The organism is Nocardia sp. NPDC055002, assembly GCF_053608825.1.
Window position 1 is genome coordinate 216,466 of sequence record NZ_JBSGWE010000005.1, and the last position, 21,217, is coordinate 237,682.

Consider the following 21,217-nt stretch of genomic DNA (forward strand, 5'->3'; position numbering starts at 1 on the left):
TCAGTACCTACGGAAGAGAGAGATCATCATGCGCGCAGTTGTCGTCCATACCTTCGGCGGACCGGAAGCACTCGAACTCGTCGAGGTGCCGGTGCCCGCGCCGGGGCCAGGTCAGGTGCGGATCCGGGTGTCGGCGGCCGCGGTGAACCCGGTCGACGCGGTGACCAGGGCGGGTGCGCTGGTCGACGCCGGTCTGATGGCGCCGCGACCGGTGACCGGGATCGGCTGGGACGTGGCGGGCGAGATCGACGAGGTCGGCGCCGGGGTGCCCGGTTTCGCGGTGGGGCAGCCCGTGATCGGGCTTCGTGATCTGCTCGACCGGTCGCTGGGCAGCTACGCGGACTACCTCGTGCTCGACGCGTCGGCGGTGGCAGCGGCTCCCGTCGGCCGCTCGGCGGCGGAGGCCGCGACGCTCCCGCTGAACGGGCTCACCGCCTTTCAGGCGCTCGATCTGCTCGATCTCGACGAAGGCGACAGTGTGCTGGTGACCGGCGCGGCAGGCGCGGTCGGCGGTTTCGCGGTCGAGATCGCCGCGCGGTGGCGTGGGCTCAGGGTGATCGCGCAGGTCGGCCCCGAGGACGCCGGCTTCGTGCGCGGGCTCGGTGCGGAGTGGGTAGTGCCGCGTGAGACGCCAGACCTGGCCGAGGCGGTCCGTGCGCTGGTGCCCGGTGGTGTGGATGCCGTCCTGGACACGGCGGGCCTGAGCGCCAGAGCGCTTGCCGCAGTGCGCAACCGGGGGTCGTTCGTCACCGTCGTCGGTGGCGCCGACCCGACTCCGTTGCGCGGCATTCGCGTCCACCACGCCTGGATCAGTGCCGACGGCGCGGCCCTCGCCACGCTCGCCGCCTACGACCTCGCCCTGCGCGTGGCCGCCACCCTGCCGCTCGAGCAAGCCGCCGATGCGCACACCCGACTGGCCCGAGGCGGCCTGCGCGGCCGCATCGTGCTGACCACGGAACACGGAGGTGGTTCATGAGGCTCGATATCGACGGCCGCGCGGTCGAAGTGACCGCGCGGCCCGGCCAGTGCCTGCGCACGCTGCTCCGCGAACACGGCGAGCTCGCGGTCAAGAAGGGCTGTGACTCCGGCGACTGCGGCGCCTGCTCGGTGTTGCTCGACGGCGAGCCCGTCCACTCCTGCCTGATCCCGGCACACCGCGCCGCCGACCGCGCGGTGACGACCGCCGCCGGACTCGGCGACGCGGACGGATCGAACCCGGTGCAGCGCAGCTTCGTCGAGCACGCCGGGTTCCAATGTGGTTTCTGCACCGCCGGAATGGTGGTCACGGCATCGGGTCTGGCCGCCGCTCGTCCCGGCACAGCTGTGGACAACTCGGCTGTGCAGGCAACCACCGACGCGGAACACGCCGAACTGCTGAAGGGAAACCTGTGCCGCTGCACGGGTTACCGAGCCATCGCCGATGCGCTGGCCACACCCTGTGCATCACTGTGCACAACTTCCGAGGCGCCCCGTGCGGGGCAGTCGCGTGGCGATGCGGAGAACGTGATCGACGCAGACGCGGCAAGCGGTGGCAGGCTGATTATCGACGACCTCTCGACAACAACCACCACGGGCGCTGACACGGACCCGAATGCGGATGAATCGGCCGATGGCGAGTCGATGACCGAGGGCCCGACCGAACGCGCGAAGCAGCGACCGTTCGATGACACGGCGAGGGCGGCCAGATCAGAGGGCGCGCGCCCCGGTGACGACCTGACGGGGTCGGTCGTCGCGGAGGGACCCGGTGTCGAGTCCTACGTGACAGGCGGCCGGTCGGCCGACGAGGTCACCACGGTATCGGCGGCGCAGGGGCCGGACGTCGGGGCGTCTGCCGTATCGGTCGTGGCGGCGCGGGTCGGTGGGGTGATGCGGCGAAAGTATCGGCCGGGGCAGATCGGGGACGGGGTGGGCGCGCCGGCGGGAGCGCGGATCGTCCAGGGTGGGGAGGCGTTCACGATGGACGTGGTGCCGGGGACTGGGGAGCAGATGCCGCCGGTGGCTCCGTGGCATCTGGCTGTGCTGGCCAGTCCGCACGCGCATGCGCGGATCGTCTCCATCGACGTGGCCGCGGCGCGGGCGGTGCCGGGTGTGCACACGGTGTTGACACATGTGGATGGACCGCGGACCGCGTTCTCCACGGCTCGTCACGAGCTGCGCGAGGACGATCCGGACGACACCTTCGTGCTCGACAGCACGGTCCGTTTCGCGGGGCAGCGGGTAGCCGCGGTGGTGGGGGAGACCCTGGACGCCGCACGTGCGGGCGTGCGAGCGCTGCACGTGGAATACGAGGTGCTGCCCGCGGTATTCGAGCCCGAGGCAGCGATGGCCGATGGCGCGCCGTTACTGCATGCCGACAAGCCGGACTCGGCACGGATCGCCGATGCGCGACGCAATCTGATCGCCGAGATCCACGGTGGTGTCGGTGATGTCGAGGCCGGTATCGCGCAGGCCGCGAAAGTGGTCAGCGGCGTGTGGAATTCGCCGCGCGTGCAGCACGTGCACCTGGAGACCCATGGTGGGATCGGCTGGCTCGACGACGCGGGCAGGCTCGTCGTTCGCTCGAGCACCCAGGTGCCGTTCCTGGTACGCGACGAACTGTGCCACCTGTTCGGGCTGGATCGAGACCGTGTGCGGGTGTTCGCGACTCGCGTCGGTGGCGGCTTCGGGGCGAAGCAGGAAATGCTGGCCGAGGACCTGATCTCCCTGGCCGTGCTCCGCACCGGGCATCCCGTGCAGTACGAGTTCACCCGCACCGACGAATTCACCTCGGCCACGTGCCGTCATCCGATGCGGGTCGCGGTCACCGCGGCCGCTGACGCGGCGGGCATCCTGACCGCGCTCTCGGTGGACGTCCTCGCCGACGCGGGCGCCTACGGCAACCACAGCGCGGGCGTGATGTTCCATTCCGTCGGCGAATCGGTAGCCGTCTACCGCTGCCCGAACAAGCGGGTCGACGCACAAGCGGTGTACACCAACAACGTTCCCTCCGGCGCGTTCCGGGGCTACGGACTCGGCCAGGTGATCTTCGGCGTCGAATCGGCGATCGACGAACTGGCCCGCGCGCTCGGCGTCGACCCCTTCGAATTCCGCCGCCGCAATGTGGTGATCCCGGGCGACCGGTTCACCGCCGCCGAAATCGACGAGTCCGACCTGACTTTCGGCAGTTACGGCCTCGACCAGTGCCTCGACACCGCCCAGCGGGCGCTCCTTCGCGGCAACGGTGTCGCCGCGCCCGGACCGGATTGGCAGGTGGGGGAGGGCATGGCGGTGGCGATGATCGCGACCGTGCCCCCGCGCGGACATCATGCCGATGCCACGGCGACCCTGCTGCCCGACGGCCGCTACGAAATCGGTGTCGGCACCGCGGAATTCGGCAACGGCACCACAACCGTTCATGCCCAGCTCGCGGCGACGGCACTGGCCACCGCCGCCGAGCGAATCGTGATCCGCCAGTCCGACACCGACGTGGTCGGCCACGACACCGGCGCGTTCGGCTCCACCGGCACCATGGTCGCGGGCAAAGCCTCCTACGCGGCGGCGCTCGAACTGCACGCGATGCTGCTGGCCAGGGCGGCGAAGGTGAGCGGTCACCCCGAACGCGACTGTCTGCTCGAAGCGGGCGGCGTGCGCTGCGGCGACGAACTGATCACCGCGGCGCGACTGCTCGCCGACGGCGAGCTCGTCGCCCACGGCACCCACGCGGGCACCCCGCGCTCGGTGAGCTTCAATGTCCACGCGTTCCGGGTGGCGGTCCGGCCCTCGACCGGTGCGGTACGGATATTGCAGTCGGTCCAGGTCGCCGACGCGGGCACGGTGGTGAACCCCGTGCAGCTGCGTGGACAGGTGGAAGGCGGCGTCGCCCAGGCGATCGGGACCGCGCTCTACGAGGACATGCGATCCGAGGCCGGCGTGGTGACCACCCGGACGCTGCGCCACTATCACATTCCGCAGTTCGCCGATCTGCCCCGCACCGAGGTGTATTTCGCCGAAACCAGTGACGAACTGGGCCCGCTGGGTGCCAAATCGATGAGTGAGTCCCCCTACAACCCGGTGGCCCCCGCCCTGGCGAACGCGATCCGCGACGCCGTCGGTGTCCGCCCTTACCGACTACCGATGACCGCCGATCGTGTGTGGCGGGCCGTCAAGGAAGGAACCGCCGGGTGAATACTCGCCTGCCCGAACATATTCGAGCCCGCATCGACTCGGTGCTCGACTCCGTCGACGCCGAACTGCGCGTGCGCTACCCAGGAGCCGGTGACCGGGTCCAGCCCGTGCACACCGCCTACGTGCCGGCCGACCGCGCCACCGCGCAGACGCCGGCCGAGTGGGGCGCCACCGCCTTGGAGCTGCTGCATCGCCACGCCGACTTCCTCGTCGGTCTCGATGTCACCGGTTCGCTCCCGGCCGTGCGCCGTCAACTCACGGACCGGCCGGTGCAGGACATGCGCATCGACTTCGAAGACGGTTACGGGTTCCGGGCCGATGACGAAGAGGACGCGGCGGCGAAGGCGGCGGGCGAGGCGCTGGCGGCGTGGGCCGACAAGCCCGGCGCGCCGGGCTCGTTCGGTGTTCGGACGAAAGGTCTGGCCGCGAACGAACGCCGGCGCGCATTGCGCACTCTCGAACTCGTCCTCGACGGGGCGGGTGGCGCACTGCCCGGATTCGTGTTCACGGTGCCCAAGATCCGCGCCGCGGAACAGGTGTCGGCGATCGTCGACCTGTGCACCGGACTCGAGCGCGGCCACGGCCTGCCCGAACGGTCGCTGCGTTTCGAGCTCCAGATCGAGAGCCCGCAGGCGATCATCGCGCCCGATGGCACCGCGCCCATCGTCAAGATGATCCACCTGGCCGACGGACGCTGTAGCGCACTGCATTTCGGTACCTACGACTACACCGCCGCCTGCGGCATCGCGGCCACCGATCAGGCCCTCGACCATCCCGCCGCCGACTACGCCAAATCGGTGATGCAGGTCGCCGCCGCGCAGACGGGGGTGTGGATCTGCGACGGCTCCACCCAGATCGTCCCCGACGCCGATCCCGAAGCCGCCTTGGCCAACCACCACCGCCTGGTCGATCGGGCCCTGCGCCGCGGCTACTACCAGGGCTGGGACATGCACCCCGGTCACCTGGTCACCCGTTGGCTCGCCACCTACGACTTCTTCCGCGCCGCGTGCGAGGTGGCGGTGCCGCGCCTGATCGCCTACCTGGACCGGCGTGGCGGGGGTGTCATGGACGAGCCCGCGACCGCCGAAGCCCTGGCGAGCACGGTGCTGCGCGGCCTGCGTGCCGGTGCGTTCACCGAGGCCGAACTGCTCGCCGACGCGCCGGGCCTGACCGGCGAGGTTCTGCTCGATCTCGCCGCTCGACGGGTGCGCGCGACGTGACGAAACCGCCACGAATAGCGGTATACCAGTAATATGGCACCCGACCCCAGGAGGCACCCGTGAGCCGATTCACCGGCAGCGACGATTTCACCCTGCTCCCTGATCTGGCCGTCCGCACCCTCGGCGGTTCCGTGATCTGGGCGAACGACGAATTCTTCGCGGAGAAGGAGAACCTGGTCAGCCCGGGTCCGTCGGAGTACCAGCCGGCGACATTCGGCCACAAGGGCCAGGTCTACGACGGCTGGGAGACCCGCAGGCACCGCGGCAAGCCCGGCGACGATTCGGCCGTCGTGCGCCTCGGCGTGCCCGGCGTGATCCGTGGCGTCGTGGTCGACACGGCCTGGTTCAAGGGCAACTTCCCGCCCGAGGTATCGCTGTCGGCGCTGGCGATCGAGGGCTACCCGCCTGCCGAGGAAATCGCCGCCCGCACCGACTGGGTGACCCTGCTCGACCGCGTGAAGGTCGGTGGTGACAGCCGCAATCCGTTCGCCATCGACGACGAGAACCGCTGGACCCATGTGAAACTCACCATGCATCCGGACGGCGGCGTCGCCCGCCTGCGCGTGCACGGCGAAGGCCGCCCCGATCCCGCGCTGCTCGGCCTCGGCCCACTCGATCTCGCCGCGCTGGAGAACGGCGCCCTCGTGCTCGACTGCTCCAATCGGTTCTACAGCTCGCCCAACCAGCTGCTCTACCCCGGCCTGGCCAGGGAAATGGGCGACGGTTGGGAGACGGCGCGCCGCCGCGACGACGGAAACGACTGGGTACGAATCCAACTCGCCGGACCAGGGGCGATCCGGCTGGCCGAGATCGACACCTCCTGCTTCCTCGGCAACAGCCCCGGCGCGGCATCGCTCACCGGATTCACCAGTGACGGGACCGAAGTCGAACTCCTGCCGCGCACCGACCTGCTGCCCGATACCCGCCACCGGTTCGTGCTACAGCCCGCGGCCGCCTCCGTCGTGGAGGTGCGCCTCGACATCTATCCCGACGGCGGGCTCGCGCGGCTGCGCCTCTACGGGGAGCTCTCCGCATGAGTCGTGATTTCGTCGGGTACGGGCCGAATCCGCCCGACCCGCAATGGCCCGACGACGCGCAGATCGCCGTGCAGTTCGTGCTGAATTATGAAGAGGGCGGCGAGAACAACGTCCTCGACGGTTCGCCGCATTCGGAGACCTTCCTGTCCGAGATGACGCCCGCCGATGCCTTCCCGAACCGGCACATGAGCATGGAATCGCTCTACGAATACGGTTCGCGCGCCGGGTTGTGGCGGGTGCTGCGCGCCTTCGAACGGCGTGACCTGCCGCTCACCGTCTTCGCGGTGGCGCGAGCCATGCAGCGCAATCCCGAAGCGGTGGCGGCCTTTTCCGAACTGGGCCACGAAATCGCCTGCCACGGCTTGCAATGGAAGTCCTACCAGCTGATCGATCGCGATATCGAACGTGCCGATATGGCCGAGGCGATCCGCATCCTCACCGAGCTCACCGGCTCCGCTCCACTCGGCTGGTACACCGGCCGCGACTCTCCGAACACCCGCGAATTGGTCGTCGAACACGGCGGTTTCGTCTACGACTCCGACTCCTACGCCGACGATCTGCCCTACTGGACCGAGGTGCGCGGCCAGAACCACCTGGTGGTTCCCTACACCCTCGACACCAACGACATGCGCTTCGCCTCCGCGGCGGGCTTCGCCAACGGCGAGGAGTTCTACGCCCACCTGCGCGACGCCTTCGACGTCCTCTACCGCGAAGGGGCCGAGGACACCCCGAAAATGCTTTCCGTGGGCCTGCACTGCCGGATCGCGGGCCGTCCCGCCCGCACCGCCGCCCTGGAACGCTTCCTCGACCACGTCCAATCCCACGACCGGGTGTGGATAACCCGCCGCATCGACATCGCCGAACACTGGCGCAAAGTGCATCCGGCGGCCGTCCGACTCCTGGGCAACTGACGCGAAACGTCGACCCCCGCACGGGGGTCGACGTCGGCGCCTAGGCCAAACCGCAGCGTTCGATATTGCTCAGCGTGATCTGGCGATCGGATTCCTTGGCCTGCGGAACGCGGTTGTAGGCGCCCATGGAGTCCATGTAGTCGACGAACGTGTCCGCGATCTCCTCCGGTGTCGCATCCGGTTTCGCGGCGCGGACGTTGTCGACCAGGGTGCGCGTGGTGTCACACTGCTCTTCCGGGGTGAAGATCGGCGGCGGCGGGTCGGCATGCGCGAAAGCCGGTGCGAGCAGCAGCACGAAAGCGGCCAGGGCGGCGGATCGAGTAATTCTCACTCCGGCGACTCTACGTATCGAAACCGCAACGGCCCCAAGCTACTCGGCGTAGCGCGGGGCCGTTGTCGTGCTCGGGGTCAGGCGAACAACGCGCTGACGAAGGGGAGGGAATCGACCAGGGAGGCGTTGACGGTGCCGTCGTGGTCGGTGGGATAGGTGTGGAAGGTGACGGGCTGGCCGTTGGCCTGGAGGACCGCGGCGTAGCGGAGGGTTTCGGGGGTGACCACGTCGGTGTCCCGCAGGCCCTGGCCCAGGAAGAGCGGGCGGTCGAAGCCGGATTCGGGCAGGCCCATATAGCGCGCGAGCAGGCCGTGGACGTCGGGGATCGACGACAGTGGGCGGGCGAACATGCTGCCGACCGAGGGCTTCGCGGCGGCCAGCTCGTCGCCCAGTGGGCCGATGCAGCCGGTTTGGGCGCGGGCGAGCCAGGAACGGCCGGTGTCGGTGAGCAGGCCGTCGATGTTCAGGTCGGGGTAGGTGGTGCGCAGGCCGCTGAGGATGTACAGGACGTACGCGGTGAGGTGCGAGCTGAGGGCGATCGGGGGCACGCCGGGGCCGATGAGCCCGATGACGTCCTCGATGTAAGCGGGCACGCCGGTGCCCACCGCGCCGCGGTAGTCCAGGTCGGGGCCGCCGAATTCGGTGGCGTAGCGAGCGGTGAACACCGCGGCGCCGCCGCCCTGGGACTGGCCGACCACGGCCCACTTGTTCGACAACGACGCGTACTGCTCGGTCGCGGCCTTGACACCGTCGACCACGTTGTGCGCTTCGGCGATGCCGTTCAGATAGGGATGTTCGCCGGGTCCGCCGAGGCCCGCGTAGTCGGCGGCCACGATCGCGTAGCCCTGCTGCAACCAGGTGCCGAGGTAGGCCCAGTCCCGCTCGACCGCGGCGGGCCCGGCCACGCTGTAGGCGCAGTCGTCGCCGAGTCCGACGGTGCCGTGTGCCCACGCGATCACCGGCCAGCCGCCCTGCGGCGCTTCGCCCGCGGGGAAGTACACGGCCGCGCTGGTGGTGGTCGGCTGGTCGCCCGCGGTGGTCGAGCGGTAGAGCAGGCGTTCGGCGCGGGCCGATCCGGGCAGGGTGGCCGCGGGGGACAGTGACTCGACGCCGACGACGGTGCCTGCCGCCTCGGTCGGTTGCGCGCTCGCCACCGGCGCCAGGCTCAGCGCCGCCGCCAACACGGTCAGCGTTGCCGCCGTGATCCTCGGAATCCTCATGGGCCCACTCTTTCGCCTCGGTGGATGAGTGTCCACTTCCGGGGCGATGCGGATCGATACCCGCGTCGTGACCGAATCGAGTGACGACACGCACATCATTCGTGTCCGGCGTGGTGTGTGAAACGACTCACAGACTGCCAGGCTCGGGAGTGTCGGCGTGTGCCCACCTGATGATCGCTAACAGTACGAGCGTTATGCTAAAACTCCAGGTCAGCGCTACTCGCTGGTAGGCGGAGTCCTTGCAATTAGCCCGCTAATTTCGCAAAGTTAGCAAACGCGTCGGCAAAACTAGCTGAGATTCACACAACCAACAGGTAGACGGCCATTTCTGGGTGTGCCATTGTTTGGAAGTACACCCCTTGGGCCCTAGTAAGTCCTAGCAAGCCTGCAAATTGCTCCAGCAGTACGAGATGTGCAACCGAAAGCGTTCAGCCACCGGTTGATTCGCACGCCGACTGCGTGGAGCACCGACCACACGAGGAAGTGGAGTCAAGAGATGTCTCTCCCCGGCACCCCGAAGACCGCAGCGGAAATCCAGCAGGATTGGGACACCAACCCGCGTTGGAAGGGCCTGACCCGCACCTACTCCGCCGAGCAGGTTTCCAAGCTGCAGGGCAACGTCGTCGAGGAGCACACCCTCGCCCGTCGCGGTTCGGAGATCCTGTGGGACCTCGTGAACAACGAGGACTACATCAACTCGCTGGGCGCCCTCACCGGCAACCAGGCCGTGCAGCAGGTTCGCGCCGGCCTGAAGGCCATCTACCTGTCCGGTTGGCAGGTCGCCGGTGACGCCAACCTGTCCGGCCACACCTATCCGGACCAGTCGCTGTACCCGGCGAACTCGGTTCCCGCGGTCGTGCGTCGCATCAACAACGCCCTGTCGCGCGCCGACGAGATCTCCAAGGTCGAGGGTGACGAGTCGGTCAAGAACTGGCTGGCCCCGATCGTGGCCGACGCCGAGGCCGGCTTCGGTGGCGCCCTGAACGCCTACGAGCTGCAGAAGGCCATGATCGTGGCCGGCGCCGCCGGTGTGCACTGGGAAGACCAGCTGGCTTCGGAGAAGAAGTGCGGCCACCTCGGTGGCAAGGTGCTGATCCCCACCCAGCAGCACATCCGCACTCTGACGTCTGCCCGGCTCGCTGCTGATGTCGCCGACGTGCCTTCGGTGATCATCGCCCGCACCGACGCCGAGGCCGCCACCCTCATCACCTCCGATGTGGACGAGCGCGACCGTGAGTTCCTGGACGGCACCCGTACCGCCGAGGGCTTCTTCGGTGTGAAGAACGGCATCGAGCCCTGCATCGCGCGTGCCAAGGCCTACGCCCCCTTCGCCGACCTCATCTGGATGGAGACCGGTATCCCGGATCTCGAGGTCGCGCGCAAGTTCGCCGAGTCGGTTCGCAGCGAGTTCCCGGACCAGCTGCTGGCCTACAACTGCTCGCCTTCGTTCAACTGGAAGGCGCACCTGGACGACGCGACCATCGCGAAGTTCCAGCGTGAGCTCGGCGCGATGGGCTTCAAGTTCCAGTTCATCACCCTGGCGGGCTTCCACTCGCTCAACTACGGCATGTTCGACCTGGCGCACGGCTACGCTCGCGAGGGCATGACCGCGTTCGTCGACCTGCAGGAGCGCGAGTTCAAGGCCGCTGCCGAGCGTGGCTTCACCGCCATCAAGCACCAGCGTGAGGTCGGTGCCGGCTACTTCGACACCATCGCCACCACCGTCGACCCCAACACGTCGACCGCCGCCCTGAAGGGCTCCACCGAAGAGGGTCAGTTCCACTGATCCCCCTCGGGGTTGCTTTGACCGGCAACACCTTTCCTCTACTCCGGTAGGGGTGTACGCCCTCCCACGCCATACAGCCCTGGCGTGGGAGGGCATCCCTATACTTTGGTCGCTATGACCTCCCCAGCCACCCCACAGCCAGACACACAGCAGGAGCGGGACGTGAGCAGCAGCGAGAAGATTCAGCGCGTTGGCATCATCGGCGCCGGACAGATGGGCGCCGGCATCGCGGAGGTGTGCGCACGCGCGCACGTCGACGTCCTCGTCTACGAGACCACCCGTGAACTCGCCGCCGCGGGCCGCGCACGGATCCTGCGTTCGCTGGACCGTGGCGTGAGCAGCGGCAAGATCACCGAGCGCGAGCGGGAGCAGGCCGCCTGGCGGCTGCGCTTCACCTCCGATCTCAGCGACTTCGCCGACCGTCAGCTGGTGGTCGAGGCCGTTGTCGAGAACGAAGAGGTCAAGACGGCCATCTTCAGCGAGCTGGACAAGGTCGTCACCGACCCCAACGCCGTGCTCGCCTCCAACACCTCCTCGATCCCGATCATGAAGATCGCCGTCGCCACCGCGAACCCCGAGCGCGTGGTCGGTCTGCACTTCTTCAACCCGGTGCCGGTGCTGCCGCTGGTCGAGCTGGTCACCACGCTCAAGACCAGCGAGCCGGTCGCCAAGCGCGCCGAGCAGTTCGCCGCCGAGATCCTGGGCAAGCAGATCGTGCGCTCGGCGGACCGCTCCGGTTTCGTCGTCAACGCGCTGCTGGTGCCGTACCTGCTCTCGGCCATCCGGATGGTCGAGTCGGGCTTCGCCACCAAGGACGACGTCGACAAGGCGATGGTGCTCGGCTGTGCCCACCCGATGGGCCCGCTGGCGCTGACCGACCTCGTCGGCCTCGACACCGTGAAGTCCATCGCGGACTCGATGTACTCCGAGTTCAAGGAGCCGCTGTACTCCGCCCCGCCGCTGCTGATGCGCATGGTCGAAGCCGGGCTGCTCGGTAAGAAGACCGGAGCCGGGTTCTACCAGTACGGCAAGTAGAAGTTTGCTCGCCGGAGGCCACCGACATCAGCTGAGACGCGATGCCGGTGGCCTTCGGCCTTTTCCGGGGTGTTTGCAGGGGGAACGGCGAAGGGTCGCTCTCGCGGCCTAAGCTGCTGTTGCCGGACGCGCTCGCGCATCCGGAGCTATGTCGAGCGCAGCGTGTGATCGAAAGGGAGTATCGGCGGTCATGGTCAACGTCACCGATGGATTCGGGTCGAGCGTTCTCGGATACCCGAGGATCGGTCCGCACCGAGAGCTCAAGCGTGCGCTCGAGTCGTACTGGCGCGGATCGATGGAGCGCGAGGAACTGCGCCAGGTAGGTCGCGATATCCAGGAGCGTCAGTTCAACGAACTGGCCGCGACCGGACTCACGCAGGTGCCGGGCAACACCTTCTCCTTCTACGATCACATCCTCGACAACGCGCTGCTGTTCGGTGCGGTGCCCTCGCGCTTCAAGGAGTTCGCCGACGGGCTCGACCCGCTCGACTTCTACTTCCTGATGGCGCGCGGCAACCCGGACACCCCGCCGCTCGAGCTGGTGCGTTTCTTCGGCACCAACTACCACTACCGTCAGCCCGAACTCGACGCCGACACCACGTTCTCGCTGCATCCCGAGGCCCTGCTCGACGAGTGGGACCGGGCGGCCGAACGCGGGATCGAGCTGCGCCCGGTGGTTCTCGGACCGGTGTCGTTGCTGCTGCTGTCGAAGGCCGGGCATGTGCCGGGCGAGGCCGAGTTCGACACGTTGAGCCTGCTCGATCAGCTGCTGCCGTTCTACGAAGAGCTGTTCGAGATCCTCGCCAAGCGCGGGTCGACCTGCGTGCAGCTCGACGAGCCCTGCTTCACCGGCGAGCGCACTCCCGCCGAGCTCGCCGCGTTCGAGAAGGCCTACAACCAGCTGGCGAAGGCGCCGCTGCGTCCGCGCATCCTGGTCACCGGGCAGTACGGCGACTTCGGTGAGGCGCTGCGGATTCTGGCCGCGAGCAATGTCGAGGCCATCGGACTGGACCTGGCCTCCTACCGGATGCAGCCGGAGGAACTGGCGGCGATCCCGGGGATCAGGCGCAAGCGGATCTACGCGGGTGTCATCAGTGGCCAGAACGTGTGGCGGGCCGACCGTTTCGTCACGCTGAGCTACCTCAACGCGATCGCCGAGGTGTGCCCGGACCTGGTGGTGTCGACCGGCACCACGCTGCTGCACGTGCCCTACGACGTGCTCGCCGAGTACGACATCGAAGGCAACGTCGCCGACCGGCTCGCCTTCGCGAAACAGAAGGTGGGCGAGGTCGTCTCGCTCGCCAAGGCGCTCACCGAGGGCCCGTCGGAGAACTGGCGCAAGCGGCCCACCGAGGTGCACTTCAAGCAGAAGCACGCGGTGCGCCAGCGGGTGTACGCGGTGACGCCCGAGATGCGCGAACGCGCGCCCTACGACGTGCGCGCGGCCGCGCAGCAGGAGCGGCTGAACCTGCCGCTGGTGCCCGCCACCACGCTCGGTTCGTTCCCGCAGAGCGGCAAGCTGCGCCAGGCCCGCCACGAGGTGGCCTCGGGCCGGCTGTCCGACGACGACTACCGCAAGCAGGTCGAGGCCGAGATCGAGGCCACGATCCGGCTCCAGGAAGACATCGGCCTCGACGTGTTCGTGCACGGTGAGCACGAACGCAACGACATGATCCAGTTCTTCGCCGAGCAGCTCGACGGTTTCGCCACCACCCGCTTCGGCTGGGTGCAGGTGTACGGCTCGCGCTGTGTGCGACCGCCGATCGTCTACGGCGATGTGGCACGGCCCGCACCGATGTCGGTGGAGTGGACCACCTACGCGCAGTCGCTGACCGACAAGCCGGTGAAGGGCATGGTGACCGGGCCGGTCACGATGCTGGCACGTTCGTTCGTCCGCCAGGATCAGCCGCTCTACGAGACGGCCGACCAGGTGGCGCTCGCCATCCGCGACGAAGTGGTCGACCTGGAGAAGGCCGGGATCGCGATCATCCAGGTCGACGAACCCGCCATCCGTGAGCTGCTCCCCGCCCGCCCGCACGGCCGTGAGGAGTACCTGCGCTGGGCGGTCGGCGCGTTCAAGCTGGCCACCTCCGGCGTGCGCCCCGACACCCAGATCCACACGCACATCGGCTATTCCGGCCGCACCGAGGTGGTCGACGCGATCGACCAGCTCGACGCCGACGTCACCGCGATCGTGGCGACCCGCTCGATCGAATGGGTCATCGAGGCGCTCACCGAGGACCTGTCCTCCGGCCACGGCCTCACCCACGGTGTCGGCCCCGGCGTGTACGAGAGCCGCTCGGCCCGCATCCCCGATATCGACGAGTTCGACGAACTGCTCACCCAGGCCGCGAATGCCGTGACCCCGCAACGGTTGTGGGCCAACCCCGACGGCGGCCTCAAGACCCGCCACTACTGGCAGCTGGAGCCGTCGTTGCGCAACATGGTGGCCGCGGCCCGCCGGGTCCGCCGCCGCGCATTGGCCGCGCAGGCGGCCGCCGCGACCGAGGAGTAAGCGAACAAACCAAAAGGGCGCACCGGATTCCGGTGCGCCCTTTTTGTCTGGGCGCGGTACTCGAACGGGCGCAGCGTGCTCGGAATTCGTGTGCCGGGCTCAGGTTCTGGTGATCGGGGGGAGGATGTAGGTCTGGTCGAGGACTGGTGGTTGGGGCTCGTACATGCGCATGCAGGGGCGGAAGTCGCCTTCGGGGGCGGGGAGCCAGTTGGCGCGGGCCTTGGGGTCGGTGGGTTCGGCGTGGCTGATGGTGATGGTGAGGGCGCCGTTGTCGTCGTAGACGAGGCCGGGGGTGCGGTCGCCGATCGAGTAGCGGTCGATCGGGTTGGCGCAGAGGTAGAAGTCGGGGGTCGAGTACATGGTGACCGACCAGAAGGCGCTCACCGGCGGGGTGGGGTCAAGGCGCAGGGTGTAGGTGTTCGTGCCGGTCAACTGCTGGCCGGTGCTGTCGGTGTAGATCATCGCGTAGGCGGCCTCGTAGGCGTGGTTGCCCCAGAGTCCGGCCTTGGCGGCTACGGCGCGCGCGATGATGCGCTGGTCGGGGTCGGTGATCTTGAAGTTCTCGTCGTCGAGCGTGCCGACCTCGAAGAAGTCGATGTTGTAGTCGAAGAGGTGCAGCGTCAGCTGCCAGCCGTTCTCCGCGGCGCCCGCCCCGCTCTTCGTCGCGTTGCTCAGTTCTTCCTGGCCCTCACCCAATCCGGCGCGCAGCGCGGATGCTCGATCAGGGTCGAGGGACGGGTAGGGCGAGGTGCCCGCTGTCGTCAGGCCGATCGGCGCGAACGATTCCTGGAGCGCGAGATCGCGCTTCGCGGGAGGAAAAGCTTGCGACCAGACGCGGACCTTCTCGAGGAACATCAGGTCGGGGGCGACTGCCGGATCCGGTGACGGAAGTCCCGTCGGCTGTGCGCCTCGGTCGGCGGGTGTCAAGGTCAGCGCGTCCTGCAAGGCGTGCACGGCGGGGAGGTCGTCCGTGCCTGCGCAGGCCCATCGACCGGCGATCACGCCGACAACGGTGGGGAAATGGATGACCGTCGTGTCGTCGGGGGCGGTGCCGGTCCATCCCGGCGGTACGAGGAGGTAGTCGCCCGCGCGGTTTCCGGTGGCCCGGGTGCCGACGTAGGCGAAGTTGTCGGTCCAGGCGTCGATGAACTGCATGACGTAGTACCGATGGCCGGCATCAGGCACGTGGAAGGTTATCGGACCGACCGACAGGTCGATCAGGGCGATCGAGTACACGGTGTCGTTGTTGACCGACACGAAGGTCGCTGTGGCGCCGGCGAGGGTGCGGGCATGCGAGAAGTCGTTGAACGGTGTCGCGGGGATATCGCCGATGCCCTCGTGGAGCAATCGCTCGATCGAATCGAGGTTGAAGACCAGGGGGAATCCGTACAGATAGGCCTGTGCGGTCAAGTCGGGGACGTTCTGATCCGGCATGTGCGCTCCTCGTCCTGGCGTCCACGTCGCGCGACCGTCGTCGGACCGCGCGACACCAGCATCCGCCGATGCGCGACCGGCGCACATCGCCCGGACCGGGTGAGATCGCCGCGTGCCGGTTCGGTGGTGGAGCGTGTCAGGCGCGGATCATGGCCCGGGCGCCCGCGGTGAGCTCGGCCGCGGAGGGGGCGTTGTCCGGGTCGATCAGCCATTGCAGGAGCAGGCCGCCGATCATCGTCTGCAGGATCGCGCCGACATTGCTGTCGCCGTCGCCGAAGGCCTCGGTCAGGCCGCGGCGGGCACGTCCCTGCGCGTCGGCGAGTTCGGCGCGCAGCTCGGGCGAGTGCAGTGCCTGGTTCAGGCATTCGGCGTTGGCGTGCCACAGCGGCGCGTTCTCGACGAACGAGGTGATCAGGCTGTGCCAGAACGCTTCGAGGCGGGCGGTGGGATCGGTCGGGTCGTCGGCGGGCAGTGCGTCGAGGATCTGCGTCACCGCGCTCGCGCTGGATTCCAGCATCGCCTGTTGGAGCAGCTTGTCGCGGGTGCCGAAGTGGTAGTTGATGGCCGCGAGGTTCGTGCCGGAGGCGGCGACGATGTCGCGCACGGTGGTGCGGGCGTAGCCGCGTTCGGCCAGGCATTGCTTGGCGGCTTCCAGGAGATCTTCTCGCGTTCCCACTCGCGCACGATAGCAAGTCGCGCATACATCTGTTTGTGACACCAGTTTCAAACAAGCGTCAGTGACAAGTGTATGAAACAGATGTATGTTTCGACCATGACCTCTCGGCGACGTATCTCCCCGTTCGAATCCAGCTACTTCGGCATCGGCACGACCATCGGCAGCGTCCCGACCGGCGGGATGCCGCTGTTCCTCGGCACCACCGTGCACGGCGAGCTCGACCCCGCGATCCTGCGGACGGTGCTCGACGAGCTCGCCGCGGCGCATCCGCTGCTGCGCAGCCGGGTGGTGACCGAGGACGGTGCGGGCTATTTCGTCCGCGACGACGCGTTCCGGCCTCGGCTGGACCTCGTCGAAGGTGGGGAGGCCGAATATCTGGCGCTGGTCAACGGGCCGCGGGACTGGAGCGACGGACTGTTTCGCGCGTACCTGCTGCGGGCGGGCCTGCGTCAGCAGATCGTGTTGGTCATCCATCACGGAATCTCCGATGGCAGATCAGGATTCGCGTTGCTCGGCCAGCTGTGGCGGCACTACACGGCGCACGTGACGGATAAGGCTGTGCCGGAAGCGGAATCGGATCAGTCGGTGCCCGAGGCCATGGATACCCGGTTGGCCGAGGTGGTTTCGGTCGAGGCGGCACAAGCGTGGCTGGCCGAGGTCAGGGCGGGCGCGGCGATGATGAGCCCCGAGGACGCGCCTCGAACACTGCCCCGCGACGGTACCGACACCGATCGGCTCGGCCGATTCGCGATGCAGCGCATCGAACTGACCGCCGAGGAGACCGCCGAACTGGTGGCGGCGGCGCGCTCCTACGGTCTCTCGGTGAACAGCGTGCTCACCGGTACGGTGCTGGCGGCCGTCCGAACCCGGTTCCCCGAATCGGGCAGCGTGCCGCTGTTCTGCGGCTACGCGGCCGACGTCCGCGCGGAATTCGACCCGCCGGTGCCCGTGGACACGATCGTCAACTACGCCTCGGGCGGGGGCACGCTGGTCCTGGCGACCGGCCAGACCACTCAGCTCGAACTCGCTTGTTCGGTCGACACCGGCCTGCGCGCCGGCCTGGACCGTCGCGAACCCGCGCTCTTCCCCCTCGCCACCCAGCTCGTGAACGACGACGTCACCGCCGCCCTGCTCACCGCGCCGCCGACCTTCGCGCTCTCCAACATCGGCCGCGTCCGACCCCATTCGATCCCCGACCACATCGCGTTCGTCCGCGACGACATCTACGCCATGGGCCCCGCCATGCCCCCGAAACTCACCGCCTTCACCATCGCGGGCCGACTCACCCTCCAACTCGAATACGACACCACCCTCTACAGCCGCCCCCAGATGGAAAAGCTCCGCCTCACCCTCATCGAACTTCTGCACACTCTCGAGTGACGTCGTTCTCAGCGGCCACGGGTCAGTTGGGTGTTCCGTAGGCCAGTACTACGTCGACGATTCGGGTGGTGCCGTTGGGGGAGGTCACTTCGAGCCGGATGGGGTCAGCGGGTTTGCGGGTGTTGATGGCCGCGCTCAGCGCCTTGGCGGTGGTGATCGAGGTGCCGTCGACCGCGGTGATCACATCGCCGATGTTGATCCCGGCTTCGCGAGCGGGCTGGCCGTAGAAGGCCCAGCTCACCTGGGCACCTGCCGGTCTGGCATCGATCACCTGCACGCCGAGGGTGGCGGTCGGGCCGATGTGGACGGTGTCGGTGGGCGTCCCCGAGCGGATCTGCGCCACGATCCGCATGGCGGTGTCGATGGGGACCGCGTAGCCGTTGGGCGGCTTTCCCTGGGCTCGGGAATCCTCGCCCGACGCCGCCGTGATCACCCCGACCACCGCACCGGACGCGTCGGCCAGCGCGCCGCCGGACTGCCCGCCCATCACCGGTGCGGCGATCTCCACCATCCCGTTCAACGCCTTGCGGGTGAGGTCGGCGGAGTTCATGGCGACGATCGTGGCGTCCAGATCGGTGATCGGACCGGCGACCGAGGTCGGCTCGCCGCCGTCGCCACCCGCGTCACCGATCGCGAGCACGTCCTGGCTGATCCGCAGATCAGCCGAGGTGCCCAGGCGCGCGGTCGGCAGGTCCGTGGCCCCGCCCAGCGACAGCAGCGCGATATCGGCGCCGGAGTCGTAGCCCAGGACGGTGGCCTCGTAGACGAGACCGTTGGCGATATCGGTGACAGTCAGCGCCTCGGCGCCCTTGATCACGTGATGGCTGGTGAGGATCTGCCCGTCGGGGGTGAGCACGATCCCCGACCCGGCCGCGCCGATCCCGAAACCGGCCGCGTCGACATCGATATTGACCAGCGCCGCTCCCACCTGCCCGGCGACCAGCGCAGGATCGAGCGGCACCAGCACGGGCGCCTGTGCCTGCGCCACGAACTCCGGCTCGACCACGGCGATCTCCCCGCGATACCCGAGGAACGCGCACACCCCGAGCAGCGCCGCCATCATCGTCACCAGCACTCGTCCGACACGCTTCACAGCACATGTCCTCTCTCGCGAGCCGACCAATCCATTGTGACCCGTTTTCGGCGTCCGCCGGTCTCGATACGGACGCGGTGGTTGGCAAAGACACGCATGCGGCTGTAGGCATGTAGCCATGAGCACCGCTGCCGCCTACGCCAAGCCCTCTCCCGACGGGGCCTTCGAGAAGGTCACGATCGAACGCCGCGAAATCGGTCCCGACGATGTGCTGATCGATATCAAATACGCCGGTATCTGCCATTCCGATATCCACACCGCGCGTGACGAGTGGGGTGGCGCGCAGTATCCGTGCGTGCCCGGTCACGAGATCGCGGGCATCGTCGCCGCCGTCGGCTCGTCGGTGCACAAGTACCAGGTGGGTGACCGGGTCGGCGTCGGCTGCCTGGTGAACTCGTGTGGCAAGTGCGTGCCGTGTCTGGCGGGTGAGGAGCAGTACTGCACCAACGGCCCCACCTGGACCTACAACTCGAGGGTGCCCGAGTCCGCGCAGCCCGGCGGCTACACGATGGGCGGCTACTCCACGCAGATCGTGGTCGACGAGAGCTTCGTCGTCTCGATTCCCGAGGGCATCGGCCTCGATGTCGCCGCGCCGCTGCTGTGCGCGGGCATCACGCTGTTCTCACCGCTGAAGCACTGGAACGCGGGACCGGGTAAGAAGGTCGCGATCATCGGGATGGGCGGGCTCGGGCACGTCGGCGTGAAGATCGCCGCGGCGCTGGGCGCGGAGGTGACGGTGCTCAGCCAGTCGCTGCGCAAGCGTGACGACGGCCTGCGCATGGGCGCGCACCACTACTACGCCACCAGCGACAAGGAAACCTTCCGTCAGCTGCGCGGCCAGTTCGACCTGATCATCAACACGGTGTCGGCCGACCTGCCCATCGACAGCTACCTGCGCCTGCTCGCCCTCGACGGCACGCTCGTGATCCTCGGCCTGCCGGAGCACCCGATGAGTGTCACCGGGCGCAACCTCGCCGGTTTCCGCCGGTCGCTGGCCGGTTCGATGATCGGTGGCGTCGCGCAGACCCAGGAGATGCTGAACTTCTGTGCCTCGCACGGCATCGGCGCGGAGATCGAACTGATCTCCGCCGACGAGATCGACTCCGCGTACGACCGCGTGGTCGCCAGCGATGTGCAATACCGGTTCGTGATCGACACGGCCACCGTGTAAGGCGCGCGCGCCGACAGGCTGTCGGCGCACGTCCTGGGTAGCGTGACATCCGTGGTTGCCCAGGACGAATCCGCTGAACCCGCCGCACAGTCCGTCGACATGAGCGCCCTGCCCGCCTTCTGGTCGGTGCGTACACCGCCGCGCTGGCTGCCGCGGGCACTGCTGTACGCGGTGCTCGCGGTTGCCGGGTTGATCGCGGCGTTCTGGGTGCTCGGCAAGATGCAGGGTCTGCTGACGGTGCTGCTGGTGTCGATCTTCCTGGCGTTCGCGATCGAACCCGCGGTGAATTGGCTTGCCGCGCGCGGTGTTCGGCGCGGCGCGGGCACCGGCGCGGTGTTCCTGGTGGTGCTGGTGGTGATCGTCGCGTTCGTGTGGACGCTGGGCGCGCTGCTGGTTAACCAGGTGACCATGCTGGTGACGAACGCCCCGGACTACGTCCAGGATCTGGTCGACTGGGTCAATTCGACCTTCCATCAGGATATTTCGGGTGACGACCTGACCAAGTACGCCTCGGAGTGGAGTTCCACGATCGAGAAGTATCTGGTCGGTCTGGCCGGAAACGTCTGGGGCATCGGCACTGTCGCGATCGGCGCGCTGTTCCAGCTGCTCGGGGTGCTGCTGTTCACGTTCTACTTCGCGGCCGACGGACCGCGTTTCCGCACCTGGGTGTGTTCGCTGCTGCCGCCGAAACAGCAGAAGCATGTGTTGCGGGCCTGGGACATCGCGGTCGAGAAGACCGGCGGCTACATCTATTCGCGCGCACTGCTGGCCCTGTGCTCGGCGATCGCGCACTACGTCGCGTTGCGGGTGCTCGATGTGCCGTCGGCGTTCGCCCTGGCGTTGTGGGTCGGCGTTGTCTCCCAGTTCATTCCGACTGTCGGCACCTATATGGCCGGCGCGCTTCCGGTACTCGTGGCGCTGGTGCACGACCCGATCTCGGCGCTGTGGATTCTGTTGTTCATCATCGCCTATCAGCAGTTCGAGAACTATGTTCTGCAGCCGCGCATCACCGCGACCACCCTGGACATGCATCCGGCGGTGGCCTTCGGGGCGGTGATCGCGGGCGCCGCGCTACTCGGTCCGACCGGCGCCCTGCTCGCCATCCCCGTCACCGCCACGCTGCAAGGATTCGCGGGTGCCTACGTGCGGCGCTACGAAGTCACCGAGGAGGCCGAGGCGCCACCGGCCAAGAAGAAGAAGCGCAAGAAGACCGAGCCCGAAGCCGCATCCACCGACGAATAGGC

Annotated in this window: 16 protein-coding genes; 11 read left to right on the forward strand and 5 right to left on the reverse strand. The window is 68.1% G+C overall.

Features of this window, described 5'->3' with window-relative positions:
- The first annotated feature begins 28 nt into the window (after nt 1–28).
- The 5 genes from ACWF99_RS22220 to puuE are packed head-to-tail and all read left to right on the forward strand — an operon-like array spanning nt 29 to nt 7,332.
- Complete coding sequence (locus ACWF99_RS22220; protein ID WP_452537268.1) at nt 29–976, forward strand: NADP-dependent oxidoreductase; 948 nt, start codon at nt 29–31, stop codon at nt 974–976.
- Complete coding sequence (locus ACWF99_RS22225; RefSeq protein ID WP_452537269.1) at nt 973–4,164, forward strand: molybdopterin-dependent oxidoreductase; 3,192 nt, start codon at nt 973–975, stop codon at nt 4,162–4,164. Before ACWF99_RS22220 ends, ACWF99_RS22225 begins: the two co-directional genes overlap by 4 nt.
- Nucleotides 4,161–5,384 carry a DUF6986 family protein gene (locus ACWF99_RS22230; RefSeq protein WP_452537270.1) on the forward strand — a complete coding sequence of 408 codons (1,224 nt, stop codon included), beginning with the start codon at nt 4,161–4,163 and terminating at the stop codon, nt 5,382–5,384. The genes ACWF99_RS22225 and ACWF99_RS22230 overlap by 4 nt, the downstream gene beginning before the upstream one ends.
- Nucleotides 5,385–5,443: 59 nt before the next feature.
- The gene (gene alc, locus ACWF99_RS22235; protein ID WP_452537271.1) at nt 5,444–6,421 is read left to right on the forward strand and encodes an allantoicase; all 978 of its coding nucleotides are present in this window, start codon (nt 5,444–5,446) and stop codon (nt 6,419–6,421) included.
- Nucleotides 6,418–7,332 (forward strand): allantoinase PuuE, encoded by a 915-nt coding sequence (gene puuE / locus ACWF99_RS22240; RefSeq protein WP_378655607.1) that lies wholly within the window; start codon nt 6,418–6,420, stop codon nt 7,330–7,332. The genes alc and puuE overlap by 4 nt, the downstream gene beginning before the upstream one ends.
- Before the next feature lie 40 nt (nt 7,333–7,372).
- Here puuE and ACWF99_RS22245 read toward each other — a convergent pair whose 3' ends face one another.
- Nucleotides 7,373–7,663 carry a hypothetical protein gene (locus tag ACWF99_RS22245; RefSeq protein ID WP_452537272.1) on the reverse strand — a complete coding sequence of 97 codons (291 nt, stop codon included), beginning with the start codon at nt 7,661–7,663 and terminating at the stop codon, nt 7,373–7,375.
- A gap of 77 nt (nt 7,664–7,740) precedes the next feature.
- Complete coding sequence (locus tag ACWF99_RS22250; protein WP_452537273.1) at nt 7,741–8,883, reverse strand: alpha/beta hydrolase family protein; 1,143 nt, start codon at nt 8,881–8,883, stop codon at nt 7,741–7,743.
- 496 nt (nt 8,884–9,379) lie between these two features.
- Here ACWF99_RS22250 and aceA point away from each other — a divergent pair, with 496 nt between their 5' ends.
- The 3 genes from aceA (at nt 9,380) to metE (ending at nt 14,219) form a co-directional block, all read left to right on the forward strand.
- Complete coding sequence (gene aceA / locus ACWF99_RS22255) at nt 9,380–10,669, forward strand: isocitrate lyase (RefSeq protein ID WP_067450000.1); 1,290 nt, start codon at nt 9,380–9,382, stop codon at nt 10,667–10,669.
- 162 nt (nt 10,670–10,831) lie between these two features.
- Nucleotides 10,832–11,704: a 3-hydroxybutyryl-CoA dehydrogenase gene (locus ACWF99_RS22260; protein WP_266293923.1), complete on the forward strand. Its 873-nt coding sequence runs from the start codon at nt 10,832–10,834 to the stop codon at nt 11,702–11,704.
- Nucleotides 11,705–11,894: 190 nt separating this feature from the next.
- Entirely contained in the window at nt 11,895–14,219 is a 2,325-nt protein-coding gene (gene metE / locus ACWF99_RS22265; RefSeq protein WP_452537274.1) for a 5-methyltetrahydropteroyltriglutamate--homocysteine S-methyltransferase, read from the forward strand.
- A gap of 99 nt (nt 14,220–14,318) precedes the next feature.
- Here the strand turns inward: metE and ACWF99_RS22270 are convergent, their stop codons facing one another.
- Together ACWF99_RS22270 and ACWF99_RS22275 are read right to left on the reverse strand one after the other, a co-directional pair.
- The gene (locus tag ACWF99_RS22270) at nt 14,319–15,653 is read right to left on the reverse strand and encodes a DUF1254 domain-containing protein (RefSeq protein ID WP_452537275.1); all 1,335 of its coding nucleotides are present in this window, start codon (nt 15,651–15,653) and stop codon (nt 14,319–14,321) included.
- Nucleotides 15,654–15,789: 136 nt separating this feature from the next.
- Nucleotides 15,790–16,329, reverse strand: coding sequence for a TetR/AcrR family transcriptional regulator (locus ACWF99_RS22275; RefSeq protein WP_378634010.1), 540 nt, complete (start codon nt 16,327–16,329; stop codon nt 15,790–15,792).
- Between the two features lie 96 nt (nt 16,330–16,425).
- On the opposite strand from ACWF99_RS22275, the gene ACWF99_RS22280 reads away from it, so the two are divergent.
- Entirely contained in the window at nt 16,426–17,709 is a 1,284-nt protein-coding gene (locus ACWF99_RS22280; protein WP_452537276.1) for a phthiocerol/phthiodiolone dimycocerosyl transferase family protein, read from the forward strand.
- Nucleotides 17,710–17,731: 22 nt separating this feature from the next.
- Here the strand turns inward: ACWF99_RS22280 and ACWF99_RS22285 are convergent, their stop codons facing one another.
- A complete protein-coding gene (locus tag ACWF99_RS22285) occupies nt 17,732–18,802 on the reverse strand; it encodes a S1C family serine protease (RefSeq protein WP_378634016.1) in 1,071 nt (356 codons plus the stop codon).
- 118 nt (nt 18,803–18,920) lie between these two features.
- Here ACWF99_RS22285 and ACWF99_RS22290 point away from each other — a divergent pair, with 118 nt between their 5' ends.
- Together ACWF99_RS22290 and ACWF99_RS22295 are read left to right on the forward strand one after the other, a co-directional pair.
- Nucleotides 18,921–19,973, forward strand: coding sequence for an NAD(P)-dependent alcohol dehydrogenase (locus ACWF99_RS22290; protein ID WP_452537277.1), 1,053 nt, complete (start codon nt 18,921–18,923; stop codon nt 19,971–19,973).
- A gap of 51 nt (nt 19,974–20,024) precedes the next feature.
- Nucleotides 20,025–21,215, forward strand: coding sequence for an AI-2E family transporter (locus tag ACWF99_RS22295; protein WP_452537278.1), 1,191 nt, complete (start codon nt 20,025–20,027; stop codon nt 21,213–21,215).
- The last annotated feature ends 2 nt before the right edge of the window (nt 21,216–21,217 follow it).